Source organism: Gordonia sp. UCD-TK1, from assembly GCF_001691435.1.
Taxonomy (GTDB): domain Bacteria; phylum Actinomycetota; class Actinomycetes; order Mycobacteriales; family Mycobacteriaceae; genus Gordonia; species Gordonia hongkongensis.
Genome location: NZ_LZMP01000004.1, coordinates 83,930 through 101,639, shown reverse-complemented (window position 1 = coordinate 101,639; position 17,710 = coordinate 83,930). Strand labels below are relative to the sequence as shown.

The following is a 17,710-nucleotide window of genomic DNA, read 5'->3' as shown; positions in this document are numbered from 1 at the left end:
CTCAGACAGAGATTCGTTGTAACAGGCGATCTCTCGCCGACGGCCACTCGTCGTCGGTCATCGCGTACAAGGCTGTCGTGCGCCAGCCGTCGCCGAATCGGCGGTGCTTGCGCAGCAGACCCTCGAAGTTGGCACCCAGTTTGGTGATCGCGGCGCGGGACTGAGTGTTGTTCTCGTGGGTGTGCCAGGTGAGGCGGACGGCGCCGCGCTCCTCGAACGCATGGCGCATCAGCAGGAACTTGGCGGTGGGGTTCACCGCGGTTCCCTGGACGCGTTCGCTGTAGAAGGTGTACCCGATGCACGCGGCCCGGTTGGCCTCGTCGATGTCGTAGAAACTCGTCGACCCGACGACACTGCCGTCGGTGTTGTCGACCACGGCGAACGCCACCCGGGACCGGAGCGCCGAGTCGACGAACCGACGGGCGCTGTCCTCGTCCGTCGGCACTCCGGGGACCCACCGGAATCGGGTCGGGTCGTCGACCACGCGCGCCAACGGTCCGATGTCCTCGATGCTGATCGGTCGCAACGTGACTCGTCCGTGCACCAGGGGGCCGGTCGCCAACCAGGAACTCATGACGAGCCTCTCGCCATCGCGTCTCGCGGCGGGGTGCCGGGGTGCGTCAGCGGACCCCTGATCGGTGGCATCGTGCACGTGTGCGGCCACCCTGGAGGCCAACGGTTCCCGGAGCGGGGTCCGCGGGAGGGTCACGATCAGGTAGGCCAGCAGGGCGGCGTGCACCCACACCGAACCGGCGACGCCGGTGACGATCCACCACGGCAGCGGCTCGCCGGCATCGCGGATCGGGAACAGCCGGAAAATCGTCAGGTCGAGGGCGAGGTCGGTGAGCAGATACGTCAGGATCACCGACCACCGGACCTTCATCAGAACGAAGAACGGCAGGATCCAGAGCGTGTACTGCGGGGAGTGGACCTTGTGGAACAGCATGAAACCCGCGAGCATCGCGCCGCTCACGCCGATCCAGGGGAAGGTGTCGACGCGGTCGAAGCGGCGCCACCCGAGGTACATCGCGACCCCGAACGTCGTGAGGATCAGCAGCGGCGACAGCACACTGACCAGCGAGTGGTAGGTGTCACCGGTCCCGGTGAGATAGCGCAGCCCCCAGTACCAGATGGAATTGGTGTCGACGTCGGCTCGTCGTCGACTCTGGAACGACAGCGCCGCCTTCCACCCGTCGAATCCGAGCACCATGAACGGCAACTGGATCGCGACCACGGTCACGACGGCAGCGCCCGCTACCCAACCGGCGCCCGTCCAGTCGAGACCGCCGCGGGCGTCTCGTCGTCGTTCGACCATGCGCGCTCCGCCGGCTCCGCGGGTGAGAACGTATGCCGCCAAAGGTAATACGAAGATCCCCGGGTAGAGCTTGAGGCAGAATCCGATCGCGAGCAGAACCGCCGCGATCACCGCGCTCGTACGAAGCGGCAGTCGTCGTCCACGGGTTACGGGGTGGACCGACGCGCCCCATGCCATCACGGCGACGGCCCCGACGGCGGTGGCAACGACCGGGAGTTCCCAGTTGTGGAAGGAGTACAGCACCAGCGGAGGTGTTGCGGCCCAGAGCAACGCCCACCAGCGCACCATCGATGCGAGCAGCACGGTGATCGCGAAACCGAACGGCGCCAACAGGAGCGCGGACTGGGTGAAGAACTCGGTGTCGGTGTCGGCGCCGACCGCACCGGCGAACATGAGCACGCCGGAGAGGACCGGATATTCGACGACGCCACCGAACAGGGTGCCGTCCGATGTGATCCCACCGTGGATGTAGGGAAAGACGTGGGTGTTGATGTCGCGACCGAGCCAGAGATACATCAGGTCCGAGTAGCAGGGGATCACCGCGTCCGGATCGCCGGTCGGCCAGTTGTCGCTACGTCCGAGTGCATCGAACGGGGCGCCGCCGCACCGCAGCTTCGCCTGGAAACTCCAGAACATCGTCGCGGCTGTCGCCAACACCGAGACGAGGACGATCACGGCCGTCTCACCACGGCCGGAGAGCCGCGCCGACCACCGGCCCGGGGTTGTCCGCCGCTCCGACATGGGCAACAGCGTAGGTGGTCCCATGATGTGTCGCCGAGGCGGCCCGCGACCACGGATTTCTCTGCGAACGGGCAGGTCATGTATCTTGGACCGGTTGCCGACGCAGGCGACCCTCCTGCCACGGACAGTCCGTGGCCGACCTAGCCCATAGGAGGTGATGTGGTCTTATGCGTCACTACGAATTGATGGTCATCCTCGATCCGAATCTGGACGAGCGCACCGTCGCACCCTCACTCGATACTTTCCTCAACGTTGTCCGTAAGGACGGCGGTTCGGTGGACGGCGTCGACATCTGGGGCAAGCGCCGACTCGCCTACGAGATCCTCAAGCACAACGAGGGCATCTACGCCGTCATCGATCTCAATGCCGAGCCCGCCACGGTCTCCGAGCTCGATCGTCAGCTGAAGCTGAACGAGTCGGTTCTGCGCACCAAGGTCCTGCGGAAGTAATCCACAGGGTTTCTTGATCGTGTGAAGACGTCGGTACCGGGTTCTAGGGTTGAGCCCAGAATCCGGTGCATGTCGATCAGCGAGTGCCCACCAACGACCCGAGGGGAAACACACATGGCAGGCGACACGGTCATCACCGTCATCGGCAATCTGACCGCCGACCCGGAATTGCGGTTCACGCCGTCCGGCGCAGCGGTTGCCAACTTCACGGTGGCTTCCACCCCGCGCACCTTCGACCGCCAGACCAACGAGTGGAAGGACGGCGAAGCGCTGTTCCTCCGCTGCAACATCTGGCGCGACGCCGCGGAGAACGTGACCGAAAGCCTGACCAAGGGCTCCCGGGTGATCGTGCAGGGACGGCTCAAGCAGCGGTCCTACGAAACCAAAGAGGGTGAACGACGCACGGTCGTGGAACTCGAGGTCGACGAGATCGGCCCCTCGCTGCGCTACGCCACCGCCAAGGTCAATCGGGCCTCGCGCGGCGGTGGCGGTGGCGGCGGTGGATTCGGATCGGGCGGCGGCGGTGGCCGCGGCGGTGGTTCGAACCAGCAGGTTGCCGACGATCCCTGGGGCAGCGCGCCTGCCAGCAACAGCGGGGGATCGTTCGGCGGCGGGGACGACGAACCACCTTTCTGATATCGGTCGGGGCACGATGATCCGCCCCGAACAGCCCGGGAACGGCAGCGACCGTCCCCGACAGCATTGACTGGAGCAACACACACATGGCAAAGGCAAAGCCGAGCCGGAAGCCTCGCGTCGAGAAGGTCACCAAGACCAAGGCGTGCAGCTTCTGCAAGGACAAGAAGGCCGTCATCGACTACAAGGACACCGCGCTGCTGCGTCGTTTCCTGTCCGACCGGGGCAAGATCCGGTCGCGTCGCGTGACCGGTAACTGCGTGCAGCATCAGCGCGACGTCGCTGTGGCAGTGAAGAACTCGCGTGAGGTGGCCCTGCTGCCCTTCACCTCGACCAGCCGATAAGCGGAAGGATCAGTTGACATGAAGCTCATCCTCACCGCCGCCGTGGAGAACCTCGGCGAAGCCGGCGACATCGTCGTGGTCAAGGACGGCTACGGCCGCAACTACCTGCTGCCCCGCGGCCTGGCCATCAAGGCCACCCGCGGCGCCGAGAAGCAGGTCGAAGGCATCCGTCGGGCACAGGAGGCCCGCGAGGTCCGCGGTCTCGAGCACGCCAACGAGCTGAAGCAGGCCCTCGAGGGCCTCGCCGACGTCTCGCTGGACGTGAAGACCCACGACTCGGGCAAGCTCTTCGGTTCGGTCACCGCGGCAGACGTCGCCGGTGCCATCAAGACCGCGGGCGGTCCGACCCTCGACAAGCGCAGCGTCGAGCTGCCCAAGGGGCACATCAAGGCCACCGGTAGCTACCCGGTCGTCGTCAACCTGCACCCGCAGGTCTCGGCGACCGTCCAGCTCGCCGTCGTCGCCGCGAGCTGACCTCAGCGTTCTACATACACAAGGCCGGGTGGAGATCCTCCACCCGGCCTTGTCGTGTCTGTTGAGCGCCTCCGCTGAGCCCCTATTTCGGCGCAGGCGGACTGGCCGGCAGCTGGTTCCAGTACTGCAGTCGCGGCGGAAGGTACTGCGGTGCCGGGTTGGCGCTGTGGTCGACCGCGTTGTTGCCCGGACCGAGGGTGTCCCAGGACGGGAAGAAGAACTTGTGCCAGGCGGGCGTGAAGATGAGAGCGCGGTCGCCGGTGCGGCAGGCGACGGTGTCGCGACGGGGCACGGTGCACGTGACGCCTTCGATGGTGACCCGTTTGCCGACACCGAGGACCGGTGGCCGGAAGCCGCTCTCCGGGCCGAACCGGTAGGTCTGATCGGCACGCGCCCACCACGGGCCCTGCTGATCATCGGAGATCACCGCGCCGGTCGCGTTCGGCGGGGCGGTCGCGGGACGGCCCGCGCAGCCGACGTAACGGTAGCCGGGACCGATCTCGCACACCCACCTACCGGTGGTGAAGAAAGACCGTCCGTTGTCGACATAGGCCAGCGATCGGAAGGTCGTGGGGGCGACCGGCTGATAACGCGACAGATCGAACTCGAGGGGCATCGAGGGGCCTGGCGCGGCGGACGTCGGCGGGGCCACCGCCAGCCCGGCGGCAGCGGTCACGGCCGCCAGCACGGTGACCGCACGACGGACGACGACGGACCTCAACCCCAACCTCGACACGATCGACATTGCATCACACCCGAAGGGGCGTCGTTCGGCGATCGCCGCAGAATCGTGCGAAGCGGCGTCGCCCGCCCGTCTGGCCAGGTGTAACGCAGACCACACCGGATGTTCACCCGAATATTCGCCACGGGGAGTTGAACAGGTGTCCGCAACACGCCCGCAAGACGACGCGCCGAAGAAGTCCAAACGATTTCCAATTACTTGATTGTGGAAATTAGTGAGGGCGCTGACCTGCTAAAACTGTGTTGTTCACACCCTGATTCCTCAGGTTGTCCACAAAGGCTGCACAACTCGTCCCCGCGCAACTCACACACCGTCCACAAGTGTTCCCCAGATCCGTCAACAGGTCGGTTTGAGTAGCGGTCGCAGACGTCCTAGTGTCACGCCTCAGCGTCTCCGCCCGTCTCGGCGCACACGACACTTGGCTGTCGGTGCCACCCGATAGGAAGAGACTGACCAGAACACGACGTCGACACCGGGGACTCGCGACGTGGCCTACCGGGGCCGACACCAGACTCAGAGTCGTACTCATTCGATGTCGGGTGGGATCGAACGTTGCGAGAGGTTTGACACGCGTGGCTGTTGTGGATGACCGCGGGCGCGGCCCCGCCGCCGGAGGGCGAGGCCGGGAAGACGAGATCCCCGCCGAGGACTTCGGTAGGCAGCCCCCGCAGGACCTCGCCGCCGAGCAATCGGTGCTCGGTGGCATGTTGCTGTCCAAGGACGCGGTCGCCGACGTCGTCGAGAAGATCCGCACCGGCGACTTCTACCGTCCGGCCCATCAGGCGGTCTTCGAGGCGATCCTCACCCTGTACTCGAAAGGCGAGCCCGCCGACGCGGTGACGGTCGCCGCGGAACTCGAGCGGGCGGGCGAGCTCAAGCGCATCGGTGGTGCGCCGTACCTGCACACGCTGATCTCCACGGTGCCCACCGCCGCGAACGCCGGCTACTACGCCGAGATCGTCGCCGAGAAGGCATTGCTGCGTCGACTCGTGGAGGCCGGCACACGCATCGTCCAGTACGGCTATGCCGGCGCCGACGGGCAGGATGTCGCCGAGGTGGTCGACCGCGCCCAGGCCGAGGTGTACGAGGTCACCGAGAAGCGCACCGCCGAGGACTATGTCCCGCTCGAGGATCTCTTGCAGCCGACGATGGACGAGATCGACTCCATCGCGTCGCGAGGCGGCATCTCGCTCGGTGTCCCGACCGGCTTCGCCGATTTCGACAAGCTCACCAACGGGCTCCACCCCGGTCAGATGATCATCGTCGCCGCACGTCCTGGTGTCGGCAAGGCGCTCGCGCTCGACACCCCGCTGCCGACGCCCACCGGCTGGACCACGATGGGCAAGGTCGGGGTCGGCGATCTCCTGCTCGATGCCCACGGCCGGCCCACCCGGGTCGTCGCCGCCACCGAGGTGATGACCGAACGGCCCTGCTACGAAATCGAATTCAACGACGGCGCGACGATCGTCGCCGACGAGCAACACCAGTGGGCGGCCGAGATCGACGGCGAGCGGCGGGTCATCACGACCGCCGGCCTGCGGGCGCACGTCGGCTGCGCGGTCGTGCGCAACACCGCGCCGCTCGAGTTGCCGCGCAAGCGGTTCGCGTACGGCCCGTACACGGTGGCGGCGCTGGCCGGGATGGCCTTCGACGATCCCGAGATCAGCATGCGCATCGACGCGGAGGGCCCGGTCGACGTCATGACGCTGATGGCGGACCTCGGTGGCCGGATTCCGTACGAGTATCTCCGTGGTTCGATCGCGCAGCGTCGTGCCCTGCTCGCGGGGTTGCTGGATGCCCGTGCCTCGGTGGACGACGACGGCTGGATCACCGTGCCCGCCGCGACGCGGCACATGACGGCGGTCGTCGCCGACCTCGTGGCAGGGCTCGGTTTCAACTACAAGCGGTCGGCCACGGGGTGGTTGCGCGTCGACGCCGACGAAGACGTGTTCACCGTGCACCACAAGGCGATTCGGCACAAGGAGCTGCGTCGCCGGGCCGGTGTCCGACGCGTCGTCGCCGTTCGCCCCGTCGACCCGGTCCCGGTGCGCTGCGTCCAGGTCGACAACGCCGACCACCTGTATCTCGCGGGTGAAGCGATGGTCCCGACGCACAACTCGACCCTGGCGATGGACTTCCTGCGCTCCGCGGCCATCGGACACGGTCTGACCGCCGCCATGTTCTCGCTGGAGATGAGCAAGACCGAGATCGTCATGCGCCTACTGTCGGCGGAGGCGAAGATCAAGCTCGCCGACATGCGTGCCGGCACCATGAGCGACGACGACTGGACACGGCTCGCACGTCGAATGGGTGAGATCTCGGAGGCGCCGTTCTTCATCGACGACTCACCCAACCTCACGATGATGGAGATCCGCGCCAAGGCGCGCCGTCTCAAGCAGCGACACGACCTGAAAGTCGTTGCGGTGGACTACATGCAGCTGATGACGTCGGGTAAGAAGGTCGAGTCCCGGCAGCAGGAGGTGTCGGAGTTCTCCCGCCAGTTGAAGCTGCTGGCGAAGGAACTCGAGGTCCCGGTGATCGCGATCAGTCAGCTCAACCGTGGTCCGGAGCAACGTACCGACAAGAAGCCCCAGGTGTCGGACCTCCGTGAGTCCGGCTCGCTGGAGCAGGACGCCGACATGGTCATCCTGCTGCACCGCCCCGACTCCATCGAGCGTGACGACCCGCGCGCGGGCGAGGCCGACATCATCGTCGGCAAGCACCGTAATGGGCCCACTGCCACCATTACCGTTGCGCACCAGCTACATCTGAGTCGGTTCGTGGACATGGCGCGGGGGTAGTCGACCGCGCAGAGTGCGGGATTCGTCTCGGTTTCCGGTACAGATACCTCACTCTAGAGTCTTGATCGCGCTCAAAGCGGGGCCCGGACAAGGTCCCACACCCCGTACCGGACAATAGTTAGGTGATCGAAAGAGTTTTGTCGGTGGGACCGGACGGCGAGGCCCAACGATGACCTCGCCGGTCAGTTCGCGGCAGGCGATGACCATCTGGGTCGTCGGGGTCGCGGTCTACTTCGTTGCGGTGCTGCAGCGCTCCTCATTGGCCGTTGCCGGCCTGCTGGCTGCCGAGCGTTTCGAGATCAGCGCTTCGCAGTTGTCGACTTTCGTCGTGCTCCAGCTGCTGGTGTACGCGCTGATGCAGGTGCCGGTCGGGCTCGTCGTCGACCGGTTCGGTCCGCGTCGGGTACTCCTCAGCGGAACGCTGATTCTCACGCTTGCCCAGATCAGCTTCGCGTTCGCGGACAACTACACGTGGGCGCTGTCGTCGCGGTTCTTCCTCGGGGTCGGCGACGCCATGACCTTCGTGTGTGTCCTGCGACTGGTGACGAGCTGGTTCCCGGCGCGGCGGATCCCGCTGATCACGCAGCTCACCGGCGTGCTCGGCCAACTCGGCGCGGTCACGGCCGCCATACCGATGACCTGGGCACTGTCCACCTTCGGATGGAGTCGCGCGTACCTGGCCACCGCTGGGATCGGCGCCGTTCTGCTCGTGGTCGCACTGGTCGTCGTGCGCGATTCCGCGGCGGTCCGGTCGGTGTCGGGACCGATGCTCGGGTTGACCGGTATCCGGCGAAACCTTCGCGAGTCGTGGGATCACCCCGGCACCCGACTGGGTTTCTGGATGCACTTCTCGACCCACTTCAGCGCCACCGTCCTGGGCTTGTTGTGGGGCTACCCCTTCTTCGTCGAGGGCGAGGGGATGAGCGCCGGTGCGGCGGGCCTGCTCCTGACGATCATGGTGTTCGCCATCATGGCGTTCGGCCCGATCTTCGCGGGGCTGATCACCCGGTGGCCGTGGCACAGGTCGACGCTGGTGTTGGCGGTGCTCGCCGGAATCGCGGCCACCTGGACGGTGGTACTGGCGTGGCCCGGCGGCGCGCCGTTCGCGCTCCTCGTGCTCTTGGTGGTGGTCTGTGGAATGGGCGGTCCGGCGTCGATGATCGGTTTCGATGTCGGCCGCACCTCCAATCCGGCATCGCGGGCGGGCACGGCCACCGGGATCATCAACCAGGCGGGGTTCATTGCCAGCTTGATCCTCGCAGGGCTCATCGGTCTCATCCTCGACTGGCGAACCCCGGACGGGGTCCAGGGATATCCGCCGGAGGCGTTCACCTGGGCGATGTCGGCGCAGTTCATGCTCTGGGGGCTGGGCGCGGTCCAGATCTACCGCTATCGCCGCAAGGTGCGTGCGCCTCTGTTGCGTGAGGAGCCGGAACGGTGGTCGCGCTAGTTCCGTCCGCCTCAGACCGCCCAGCGGTCCGCCAGCTCGTCCAACCATCCCGGCACCGCATCGGAATTCGCGGGCGGTGACTCCACCAGCACCAGTTCGTCGACGCCGAGAGCGTCGAGACCGGCGCGGTCCGTGGGAGCCGGATTCCGCAGCGCGACCGCGATGTCGAGATCAGAACGGTCCCGTCCGCTCTCCTGGCAGAACCGGTCGATCGTGCGGATCCGATCAGCCACCGCGTCGACGTCGTCGAGGTTGAATCCGTACCAGCCGTCGCCCCAGTCGACGACCCGGCGCAGCGCCCGGTCGCTGTTGCCGCCCACGACGAACGGGATACGGCCGGCCGCCGGCTTCGGATTCACCCGGATGTTCTCGAAGGCAACGAATTCCGAGTGGTAGGTGGCCATCTCGTCGCGCCAGAGCACGCGCATCGCGTCCACGTAGGCGTCGGTCCGGGCACCTCGTCGGGCGAACGGCACCCCCAGTGCGTCGAATTCCTCACGGGACCAACCGATCCCCACGCCAAGGGTCACTCGTCCCCCGCTGAGAAGGTCGAGCGACGCGGCCTGTTTGGCCATGATGATCGGGTTGTGTTCGGGGAGCAGCAGCACCCCGGTGGCGAGCCGGATCGTGGTGGTGGCCGCGGCGGCGAAGGAGAGGGCGATCGTCGGGTCGAGCCAGTCCGCTTCGGCGGGAACCGCGATCTTCTTGTCGGGGGTGTACGGGTACGGCGACGCCGGGTCGTCGACCATCACGACATGCTCGCCGCACCACAGTGTGCGGAAACCACGTGCCTCGGCTTCGCGGGCCACGGCGTCGATGATGTCGCGGCGTGCCCCGGTCCCGATGCCCAGCGCGTGTAGTCCCAGTCGCATCATGACTCCGAATCCGTGGGTCGGGTACTGCTCGGCATCGTATGCCTCAGCAGAACAGAGTGAGGGATACGTAACGGTTTCCGACACGGATCCCGCATTTTGCGCTGCGTGGCCTACGTACTGGATCTCAACTCAGCAACAGCCACCCGAATCGCAGGCAGAGCGCGGTGACACCGAGGACCGCCGTCACGATCAGCCACCGCCGGGCGAGCCGTTCGGTGCGCACATGGTCGTCACCGGGCCGCAGGTAGACGTACGCCGCCGTCATCGCGCACCCGGCCGCCGCGGCCCCGACGACGAGCACGAGCGTCATCATCAACACACCCACCATCATGCCGATCAGCAGGGAGTGGTTTCGACAAGCTCAACCAGCGGGGGGCAGCTCAACCAGCGGGGGGGAGCTCAACCAGCGAGGGGCGGCTCAACCAACGGGGGGCAGCTCGACCAGTGGGGGCAGCTCAACCAGCGGGGGTGCACAGTCGACGGGTACAGAACGAAGTCGGCGCTGCGGCTTCATCCGAAGTCGCAGCGCCGAGTCGAGATCATCGACGACGGGGGGATCAGTCGACTTCCTCGCCCACCCACTTCGCGAGCAGGTGGTGCATGTGGCGGATCTTGAGTTCCTGGTACGCCGCCATCGGCAGGTACTTCTGGGTGGTGGTCTTCAGGCCGCGGTGCACCTTCGGCATGTTGTACGCGTCCTGGTCGAACACGCGGGCCGAGCTGCCGAGGACCGTGGCGTCGATCCAGGTCTGTTCGGGCGTCAGCCACTGCACCTTGGCGGCCGGCGGACGCGGCCCGGTGAACGGCGCCAGCAGGTAGACGTCCATGATCGACGTGTTGTGGTCGTCGCCGTTGGGCCGGAACCGGTAGACGATGCGCTGGTAAGCACCCCACGGATGGAAGTTCGGGAACACCGTGTAGTAGATGCTGTCGAGTGACTCGGCGTCGGACATGTTGTCCGCCTTGACATCACCGATGACGTCGCGGAGCCCCTCGCGGGCGAGCAGGCCGGACATCTCGCGCGCGGTGACACCGTCGGGCAGGGTGACCATCGGGTCCTCGTCGATGCGCGCATCCACCATCGAGTCGAACATCTCCTGCTCGCTCGGGGTGAACTTGATGTGCGGGCTGGGCACGCCGTTGGCGGTGATCCCGCGGTTGAAGTTGCCCCACGAGTCGTACTGGCTGTTCGAATCCCCGGTTCCCACAACACGTTGCGGGTGGGTGGTGATGACGTGGAAGGCCTCCGAGAACGCCTCCTGGGCGATCTTCCAGTTCGCGTCGATGACCTTCGCGACGTGCGCCTGGATGTAGCGATCCTCCAGCGGCCAGGCCTCGAAGTGCTTGCCCAGGTCGCCGAGGAAGCTGGCAAGCGACTCCGACTGCGGGTCCATGTTGATGAAGACGAAGCCGCCCCAGGTGTCCACCTTGACCTGCGGAAGGTTCATCGCATCCTTGTCGACGTGGGGGAAATCCCATTCGCACGTCATGGATTTCAGCGATCCGTCCAGGTTCCAGCAGAAGCCGTGGAACGGACAACGCAGGTCGTTGCCCGCGGGACCGCTCTCCTCGCGGAGCATCCGGCCGCGGTGCAGGCACGAGTTGTAGAACGCGCGGATGGACATGTCCTTGCCGCGCACGACGAGGATCGACTTGTCGCAGATCTCGTAGATGTGCGTGTCGCCGGGCTCGGGGATCTCCTCTTCACGACACGCCATCTGCCAGACCTTGTACCACATACGATCTCGCTCGAGCTCGTGATACTTGCGGCTGATGTACCGCGAGACCGGGATGAAGTTCTGATCCTCGTAGAGGTCGTGGGTCTCCTCCCGCAGGACCTGCGGGACCGGGTGGGTGTCGGTGTCGAGCAGTCGCTGGTAGCTGGCGACGTAGTCGGCCTGCTCGTCGTCGGATGCCGACGATCCGGGGGTGCGTGTGTCGATCTCGGTCACAATTTGCCTCCTTCGGCCAGGCGATTGCTGCGGGCTTCGTCGGCGAGTCGGTCCGCCTGCATCTTCTCCAGGAGCTTGGCAGCGCCCATGAAGCGACGGTTCTGGGTGATGGGGACGGGCTCGCGCGGACCGAGACCGACCCAGCGGGCCATCTCCGGGTCAACGGATTTCACTTCGCCGTGCAGATACCGGCCTTCGGGGTCGAAGGTGCCGGTCTTGCCGTCCTTGGTGGTCACGAGGACGTTGAAGTCCTCGTCGAATTCGTAGATGGCTCGACTCATCGGATGCTGGATCTGACGCATCGGGTTCTCCTCGGTGGGGCTGGCGCGCCTCTTACTTGGCAGCGTATTCACTAACTGTAGCACCGAGAGTGAGCGGCAACACATCGAACTGTATTCGCTGTAAAAAAAGTTCAGATGGAACGGGCTGCCCACCGCAGTGAGTTGGCGATCAGGGACCGATAGTCCGGGTGGGCGAGGGTGGCCGCGGTGTCGCCGGGCTGGAGGTAGACCAGGCGGGATGCACCGTTGGTGCGACACCAGCCGACCAGCGACGATCCTTCGGCGTGCTGCCACCCCTCCCGTTCATCCCGCCGCCCGGACATGGCCAGTGCGGTGGAGAAGTGCACGTCGTCGGTCATCGGTGCGTTCGTCCGCAGCAACGGCGTCACGGAGTCCTCGAACACCTCGCAGAGATAGGTCTCGTCGACGAGGTCGAGATGTGCCGGCAGGTCCGCGGTCACCGGGTGGGTGCTGTCCTCGATGGTGATCCGCTGCTCCACCGCATGCCGATAGCCGGAGTCGGGGCGCGGTGCCCCGCGCACGGTTCCGGGCTGGTACAGGTAGCGGCCGCCGACGAACTCCGACCACTCGTCCCAAGTGGCCCAGCTCGCGATCGCATAATGCAGGACGACGTATCCGTGCCCCGTCTCGCGGGCCGCGCGCAGACAGTCCAGCAACGACTCCGGCGGGTCGTACGGTTCGGGCAGGGTGCCCGGCATGTCGTAGTGAAGGGACACGTCGTGGTCGGCGAGGTCGTCGGGCCCGATCGCGGCGTCGGGATGTTCGCGCCAGGTGACCTCACCGGGAAGGGCGTCGAGGAGATCGGCGAAGGCGGCTCGGTCGAAGGAGTGGCCGCCGGTGATCGCGAGGATGCGCATGTTCGAGTCCAACCTTCATCGGAGTAACTGTTTCGGAAATAAAGTTACTCGACGGGCTCGGCTCGGGTCAGCGGCCTTCGATCATCTTGGTGCAGACGTCGGTCGTCGCGGTGCGCAGACTGGGGACCGGGATGTCCGACAGCGGCCCACCCTCGATACGCAGGGGTTGGATGGCGATGGTCATCGCGATCATCGTCCGGACCCGGAGGGTGCGCGCCGCGTGCTGTGCGGTGGCCGCACGCCGGTTGGGCGGGTCCTCACCGGCCGGGAAGTAGTCGAACGCACGTCGGATGTGCCGTTCCTCGTACTCCTTCGTCAGCAGCCGGGTCCCGGGGGTCGCGCCGCCGGCCATCTGCAGGAACAGCATGCGGGCGGAATTGGGGTGCTCGGCGGTCCAGTCCCAGACCGCGGCGACGACGTCCTTGAACGAGTCCGCGCTCGCGGACACATCGTCCGGTCGAGCCGACTGCGCCGCGGCCGAACTCGCGTCCATCGCATAGCCGAGTGCGCTCTCGAAGAGCTCCTCTTTGCTGGCGAAGTGATAGTAGACCGCGGTCGGGACCATTCCCGCCTCGGTGGCGATCTCCTGGATGGAGGCCTCCGCGAACCCCTTTCGCGAGAACACCCGAACCGCGGCCTTCACGATGAGATGCCGCCGCGACGGACGGTGCGCGGTCGTGCCGTTGCCGGCGCCCGTTCCGTTCTGGACCGGTGAGTCCGGCGGTGCGCCCTCGGCGCCGGCCTCGTGTTCCACCGGCGAGATGTCGGGTGCGGCGTCGGGATCGACGTCCTCCTGTGGGCCGGTGCCCGCCCCCGGATCCGCGGCCGCCAGTGCGATGTCGTCGGCAGCCGGGGTCGAATCCCAGCCGAGCCAGTCGGCGTCCGACTCCGACATGCCGTCGGCCGGCCGGGCGTTGTCTCGCCTCGATCTCGCCATACGTCCTCCTCGCCGTGCTCCCCGTCCCGATCCGCCGTGGCGCAGACCTCCCGGTTCCGTTCACGGCGTGCCATCAGGATGGCACAGCCCGTGGCAGCCCCCGATGCTGTCATGATCTATCGCATGGCGGGCAAGAATCCCTCAGGACGAAGCACTTCCGGCCGACGCAACGCCGGGCGCGCGTCGGCGAGCGCTCCGAGTGGCGGCAGCGGCGCGAAGCGGGCCGCGCACCGGCCGTCTCGACGCGACGTCGTCGTCGAGGCGGCGATGCACCTGTACTCGATGCGGTCGATCGAGGACGTCACCGTCGCCGACATCGCCGCTGAGGCGCAGATGACCTCGGCGGCAGTGTATTACCACTATCCCTCCAAGGAGGAGGTACTCCTCGGCGGACTGCGGATCTTCGCCGAGCAGATGCTCACCCAACTGCGCACGGAGATCGACGCCGATCCCGACGCCTCGCTCGGAGACGTGATCATCTCGGTCCTCGAATGGACCGACGCCCACCGGGCGGCGTCGCTGGTCTACTTCGTGCGGTCGCCCGGATGGAGTCTGTCGATCGAGGCGCTGCGCCGGGAAGTGCGTCTCGAGATGCTCGCGATCTTCTCCGCCGAGTTGCGGGTGCGGGACCGCATCACGTCCAAGGCCAAGCAGGCCGCTGCGGCGACGGCACTGTCCAGCCTCCTCGAGGTGTCCGCGTCGTCGTGGCTCACCGAGGACGTCGTCCTCGCGAACCTGGGGCGCCGGCGCTTCTCCGACGAGGTGCGTGAGCTCGCCGCCGACATCGCCAGCGTGTGATGTGACACCCTCGAACCTATAGCTTCGACGTGTGATCGTTCACCTGAGCAGGCGGTTCGCGATAGTATCTTTATAGAGAACCTAGTTTGTGGTTCACTGGAGCCGTGCCCAACCAGACTCGTGCGCGCTCGATCGATCTCGACAACCCGTTCGCGCCGCTGGCCGGACTGTGCGAACTCGTGCTCATCCGCCACGGCGAGCAGGCGCTGAGCAAGGAGCTCAGCGCAGCCGAGACCGTCGATCCGCCTCTGTCCGACCTCGGGCAGCGACAGGTGCGCGCCGTGGCCGACCGGCTCGCCACCCACACCGTTGATGCCGTCTACAGTTCGCCGCTGCGCCGGGCCCTCGACACCGGCCGGGCCATCGCCGCCCATCACGGTCTGGAACCGATCGTCCGCGACACCCTGACCGAGTACGAGCCGTGGCAGTCCTTCCCTGCCGACGAATCGCCGTTCGAGACCCTTCCGCACGACGAGATATCCCGGATCTTCCGCGAACACATCAGGACCCGCAGCTACGAACCGTTCCCGTACGCGGAGGACCCGGTGGCCTTCCGTGCGCGAGTGCTCGGCGAGATCGGCCGGATCGTCGACGCGCACCTCGGCGAGCGCGTGGTGGTCACCTGCCACAGCGGGGTGATCAATGCCGTGCTCGCCGACGCGCTCGGAAGCGGTTTCGACATGCCGGTCCGCGTTCACCACACGTCGGTCAACGTGTTGCGCGGCGCGGACACCCGCCGTGCGGTGCAGTCCGTCAACGACTTCACACACGTGCTCGACTTCCAGACCTCCGTCGGCGCGATGAACCTCTAGTCCGACCCCGCCAGAACAACCAGCCCCGAACCGCCAGCACGACCGAAAGAAGAAGGACCAGACATGGATCTCGACCTCACCGGAAAGCGCGCCCTCATCAGCGGCGCGAGCAAGGGGATCGGCCTCGCCATCGCCAAGACCCTCCTCGCCGAGGGTGCATCGGTGGGCATCTGCGCCCGCGGCGAAGCCCAACTCAAGACCGTCGCCGACGAGCTGTCCGAGTCCGGCACGGTGTTCTGGAAGTCCGTCGATGTCGGCGACTACGCGGCTGTGACGTCCTTCGTCGACGACGCGGCCGAGTCGCTCGGCGGGATCGACATCGTCATCGTGAACGCATCGGCCATGACCGGCAAGGGGCGCGAGGCCTGGGAGAACAGCTTCAACGTCGATCTGATGAGCCTGGTCGGCTTCATCGAGGCAGCCACACCGCACCTGGAGAAGAGCTCGGCCGCGTCGGTCGTCACGATCAGTACGACATCGGCCATCGAGGCCGGCCCGATCACCACCGCCAACAGCTATGGCGCGCTCAAAGCCGCCGTGTTGCAGCACTCCTCGGCGCAGGCACGTGTCCTGGGAGCCAAGGGGATTCGCGTCAACGCGGTGTCGCCCGGTCCGGTCTACTTCGAAGGCGGACCCTGGGACACCATCAAGGAGCAGCGCCCGCAACTCTATGACGCGGCGCTGTCGTCCGCCGCGCTGGGCAAGCTGGCCGCCGCCCAGGATGTCGCCAACGCGGTGACGTTCCTGGCGTCGCCCGCCGCCGGTCACATCACGGGCACCAACCTGGTCGTCGACGGCGGCTTCACCAACCGATTCGACTTCTGAGATGAGCGCGGACTCCACCGAGACCGCCGACGTCGTCGTCCTCGGCGGCGGTTCGGGCGGGTACTCGTGTGCCCTGCGCGCCGCGCAGCTCGGCATGTCGGTCGTCCTGGTGGAGTCCGGCAAGCTCGGCGGTACCTGCCTGCACAACGGTTGTATCCCCACCAAGGCGCTGCTGCATGCCGCGGAGATCGTCGACTCCGTGCGCTCTGCAGCCGATTTCGGAATCAAGGCCTCGCTCGACGGTGTCGACATCACCGCGGTGCATGCGTACAAGCAGAAGGTCGTCGACGGTCTATACCGCGGCCTCGAGGGACTGATCGCCTCGCGGGCGATCCGCGTGGTGCGGGGTCACGGCCGCGTCGTCGGGGACCGAACGGTCGCAGTCGATCTCGCGGACGGGGGGACCTCGCGACACCGGGGTGAGGCCCTTGTCCTTGCCACCGGATCGCAGTCGCGGATCCTGCCGGGCATCGACATCGGCGGTCCGATCATGACCAGCGACCGTGCGCTGGAGCTGGATTCGATCCCGAGGTCGGCGATCGTCCTGGGCGGCGGCGTGATCGGTTGCGAGTTCGCCAGTCTCTGGGCGTCCCTCGGCGTCGAGGTCACGGTCGTGGAGGCGGCACCACGACTGGTCCCGACCGAGGACGAGTGGTCGTCGAAGCAGTTGACCCGAGCGTTCCGCAAGCGCGGCATCACGGTTCGGACCGCGGCCATGCTGTCCGCCGCGCGCGTGACCGATGCCGGGGTCACCGTCGACCTCGGCGACTCCGAGTCGCTGAACGCCGACATCCTGCTGGTGGCGGTAGGGCGTGGTCCGCGGACGTCCGGTCTCGGGCTCGAGGAGGCGGGCATCCGACTCGACCGCGGGTTCGTCGAGGTCGACGATGCGCTGCAGACCACTGTGCCGGGCGTTTACGCGGTCGGCGACATCGTGCCGGGACCGCAGCTCGCCCATCGCGGGTTCGCGAACGGGATCTTCGTGGCGGAGCAACTGGCCGGCCTCGATTGTGTGCCGGTCGCCGACAGCGGGATTCCCCGCGTCACCTACTCCCACCCCGAGGTTGCGTCGATCGGGCTGACCGAGGCCGAGGCCGTCGAACGGCACGGTGACGTCACCACCGCCATCTACGACCTGGGTGGCAACGGCAAGAGCCGCATCCTCCAGACGCCGGGTGGGGTGAAGCTTGTCCGTGCCGGGTCCGACGGACCCGTCGTGGGAATCCATCTCGTCGGTGATCGGGTCGGTGAGCTCATCGGTGAGGCACAGCTGATCTACAACTGGGAGGCGACCGCCGACGACGTCGCGAACCTGGTGCACGCGCATCCGACCCAGGCCGAGGCGCTCGGCGAAGCCCACCTCGCGCTGGCGGGCAAACCCCTGCACGCACACGCCTGAG

General features: G+C 66.7%; 18 protein-coding genes and 1 pseudogene. 10 read left to right on the top strand and 9 right to left on the bottom strand.

Annotation, left to right across the window (positions count from 1 at the left end):
- Window position 1: 1 nt before the first annotated feature.
- The gene (locus A9310_RS26205) at window positions 2-574 is read right to left on the bottom strand and encodes a GNAT family N-acetyltransferase (RefSeq protein ID WP_254661172.1); all 573 of its coding nucleotides are present in this window, start codon (window positions 572-574) and stop codon (window positions 2-4) included.
- A gap of 87 nt (window positions 575-661) precedes the next feature.
- A pseudogene (locus tag A9310_RS04145) lies at window positions 662-2,056 on the bottom strand (hypothetical protein); the annotation flags it as partial.
- Between the two features lie 167 nt (window positions 2,057-2,223).
- Here A9310_RS04145 and rpsF point away from each other — a divergent pair.
- The 4 genes from rpsF (at window position 2,224) to rplI (ending at window position 3,959) form a co-directional block, all read left to right on the top strand.
- The gene (gene rpsF, locus A9310_RS04140; RefSeq protein ID WP_058252882.1) at window positions 2,224-2,505 is read left to right on the top strand and encodes a 30S ribosomal protein S6; all 282 of its coding nucleotides are present in this window, start codon (window positions 2,224-2,226) and stop codon (window positions 2,503-2,505) included.
- 114 nt (window positions 2,506-2,619) lie between these two features.
- Window positions 2,620-3,141 (top strand): single-stranded DNA-binding protein, encoded by a 522-nt coding sequence (locus A9310_RS04135; RefSeq protein WP_058252881.1) that lies wholly within the window; start codon window positions 2,620-2,622, stop codon window positions 3,139-3,141.
- Between the two features lie 86 nt (window positions 3,142-3,227).
- Entirely contained in the window at window positions 3,228-3,485 is a 258-nt protein-coding gene (rpsR, locus tag A9310_RS04130; RefSeq protein ID WP_004020662.1) for a 30S ribosomal protein S18, read from the top strand.
- A gap of 18 nt (window positions 3,486-3,503) precedes the next feature.
- Window positions 3,504-3,959, top strand: a complete 456-nt coding sequence (rplI, locus tag A9310_RS04125; RefSeq protein WP_058252880.1) for a 50S ribosomal protein L9 — start codon at window positions 3,504-3,506, stop codon at window positions 3,957-3,959.
- 82 nt (window positions 3,960-4,041) lie between these two features.
- Here the strand turns inward: rplI and A9310_RS04120 are convergent, their stop codons facing one another.
- Window positions 4,042-4,704, bottom strand: a complete 663-nt coding sequence (locus A9310_RS04120; protein WP_065629487.1) for a hypothetical protein — start codon at window positions 4,702-4,704, stop codon at window positions 4,042-4,044.
- 569 nt (window positions 4,705-5,273) lie between these two features.
- Here A9310_RS04120 and dnaB point away from each other — a divergent pair.
- Both dnaB and A9310_RS04110 read left to right on the top strand, forming a co-directional pair.
- The gene (gene dnaB / locus A9310_RS04115; RefSeq protein ID WP_065629486.1) at window positions 5,274-7,502 is read left to right on the top strand and encodes a replicative DNA helicase; all 2,229 of its coding nucleotides are present in this window, start codon (window positions 5,274-5,276) and stop codon (window positions 7,500-7,502) included.
- A 169-nt stretch (window positions 7,503-7,671) separates the two neighbouring features.
- Complete coding sequence (locus A9310_RS04110) at window positions 7,672-8,952, top strand: nitrate/nitrite transporter (RefSeq protein WP_065629485.1); 1,281 nt, start codon at window positions 7,672-7,674, stop codon at window positions 8,950-8,952.
- An 11-nt stretch (window positions 8,953-8,963) separates the two neighbouring features.
- Here the strand turns inward: A9310_RS04110 and A9310_RS04105 are convergent, their stop codons facing one another.
- The 6 genes from A9310_RS04105 to A9310_RS04080 all read right to left on the bottom strand — a co-directional run bounded on the left by A9310_RS04105 (window position 8,964) and on the right by A9310_RS04080 (window position 13,875).
- Window positions 8,964-9,824, bottom strand: coding sequence for an LLM class F420-dependent oxidoreductase (locus A9310_RS04105; protein ID WP_065629522.1), 861 nt, complete (start codon window positions 9,822-9,824; stop codon window positions 8,964-8,966).
- 127 nt (window positions 9,825-9,951) lie between these two features.
- A complete protein-coding gene (locus A9310_RS04100; RefSeq protein ID WP_249356290.1) occupies window positions 9,952-10,140 on the bottom strand; it encodes a hypothetical protein in 189 nt (62 codons plus the stop codon).
- A gap of 244 nt (window positions 10,141-10,384) precedes the next feature.
- A complete protein-coding gene (locus A9310_RS04095) occupies window positions 10,385-11,779 on the bottom strand; it encodes an SRPBCC family protein (protein ID WP_083207250.1) in 1,395 nt (464 codons plus the stop codon).
- Window positions 11,776-12,081: a hypothetical protein gene (locus A9310_RS04090; RefSeq protein WP_058252858.1), complete on the bottom strand. Its 306-nt coding sequence runs from the start codon at window positions 12,079-12,081 to the stop codon at window positions 11,776-11,778. The genes A9310_RS04095 and A9310_RS04090 overlap by 4 nt, the downstream gene beginning before the upstream one ends.
- A gap of 110 nt (window positions 12,082-12,191) precedes the next feature.
- The gene (locus tag A9310_RS04085) at window positions 12,192-12,938 is read right to left on the bottom strand and encodes a ThuA domain-containing protein (protein ID WP_065629484.1); all 747 of its coding nucleotides are present in this window, start codon (window positions 12,936-12,938) and stop codon (window positions 12,192-12,194) included.
- Between the two features lie 67 nt (window positions 12,939-13,005).
- Window positions 13,006-13,875, bottom strand: coding sequence for a TetR/AcrR family transcriptional regulator (locus A9310_RS04080; RefSeq protein ID WP_065629483.1), 870 nt, complete (start codon window positions 13,873-13,875; stop codon window positions 13,006-13,008).
- Window positions 13,876-13,965: 90 nt separating this feature from the next.
- Here A9310_RS04080 and A9310_RS04075 point away from each other — a divergent pair, with 90 nt between their 5' ends.
- The 4 genes from A9310_RS04075 (at window position 13,966) to lpdA (ending at window position 17,709) form a co-directional block, all read left to right on the top strand.
- Entirely contained in the window at window positions 13,966-14,673 is a 708-nt protein-coding gene (locus A9310_RS04075) for a TetR/AcrR family transcriptional regulator (protein WP_223259032.1), read from the top strand.
- A 104-nt stretch (window positions 14,674-14,777) separates the two neighbouring features.
- Complete coding sequence (locus tag A9310_RS04070; protein WP_065629481.1) at window positions 14,778-15,485, top strand: histidine phosphatase family protein; 708 nt, start codon at window positions 14,778-14,780, stop codon at window positions 15,483-15,485.
- A 63-nt stretch (window positions 15,486-15,548) separates the two neighbouring features.
- Entirely contained in the window at window positions 15,549-16,310 is a 762-nt protein-coding gene (locus A9310_RS04065) for an SDR family NAD(P)-dependent oxidoreductase (protein ID WP_065629480.1), read from the top strand.
- A gap of 1 nt (window position 16,311) precedes the next feature.
- Window positions 16,312-17,709, top strand: a complete 1,398-nt coding sequence (gene lpdA / locus A9310_RS04060) for a dihydrolipoyl dehydrogenase (protein ID WP_065629479.1) — start codon at window positions 16,312-16,314, stop codon at window positions 17,707-17,709.
- Window position 17,710: the final 1 nt, after the last annotated feature.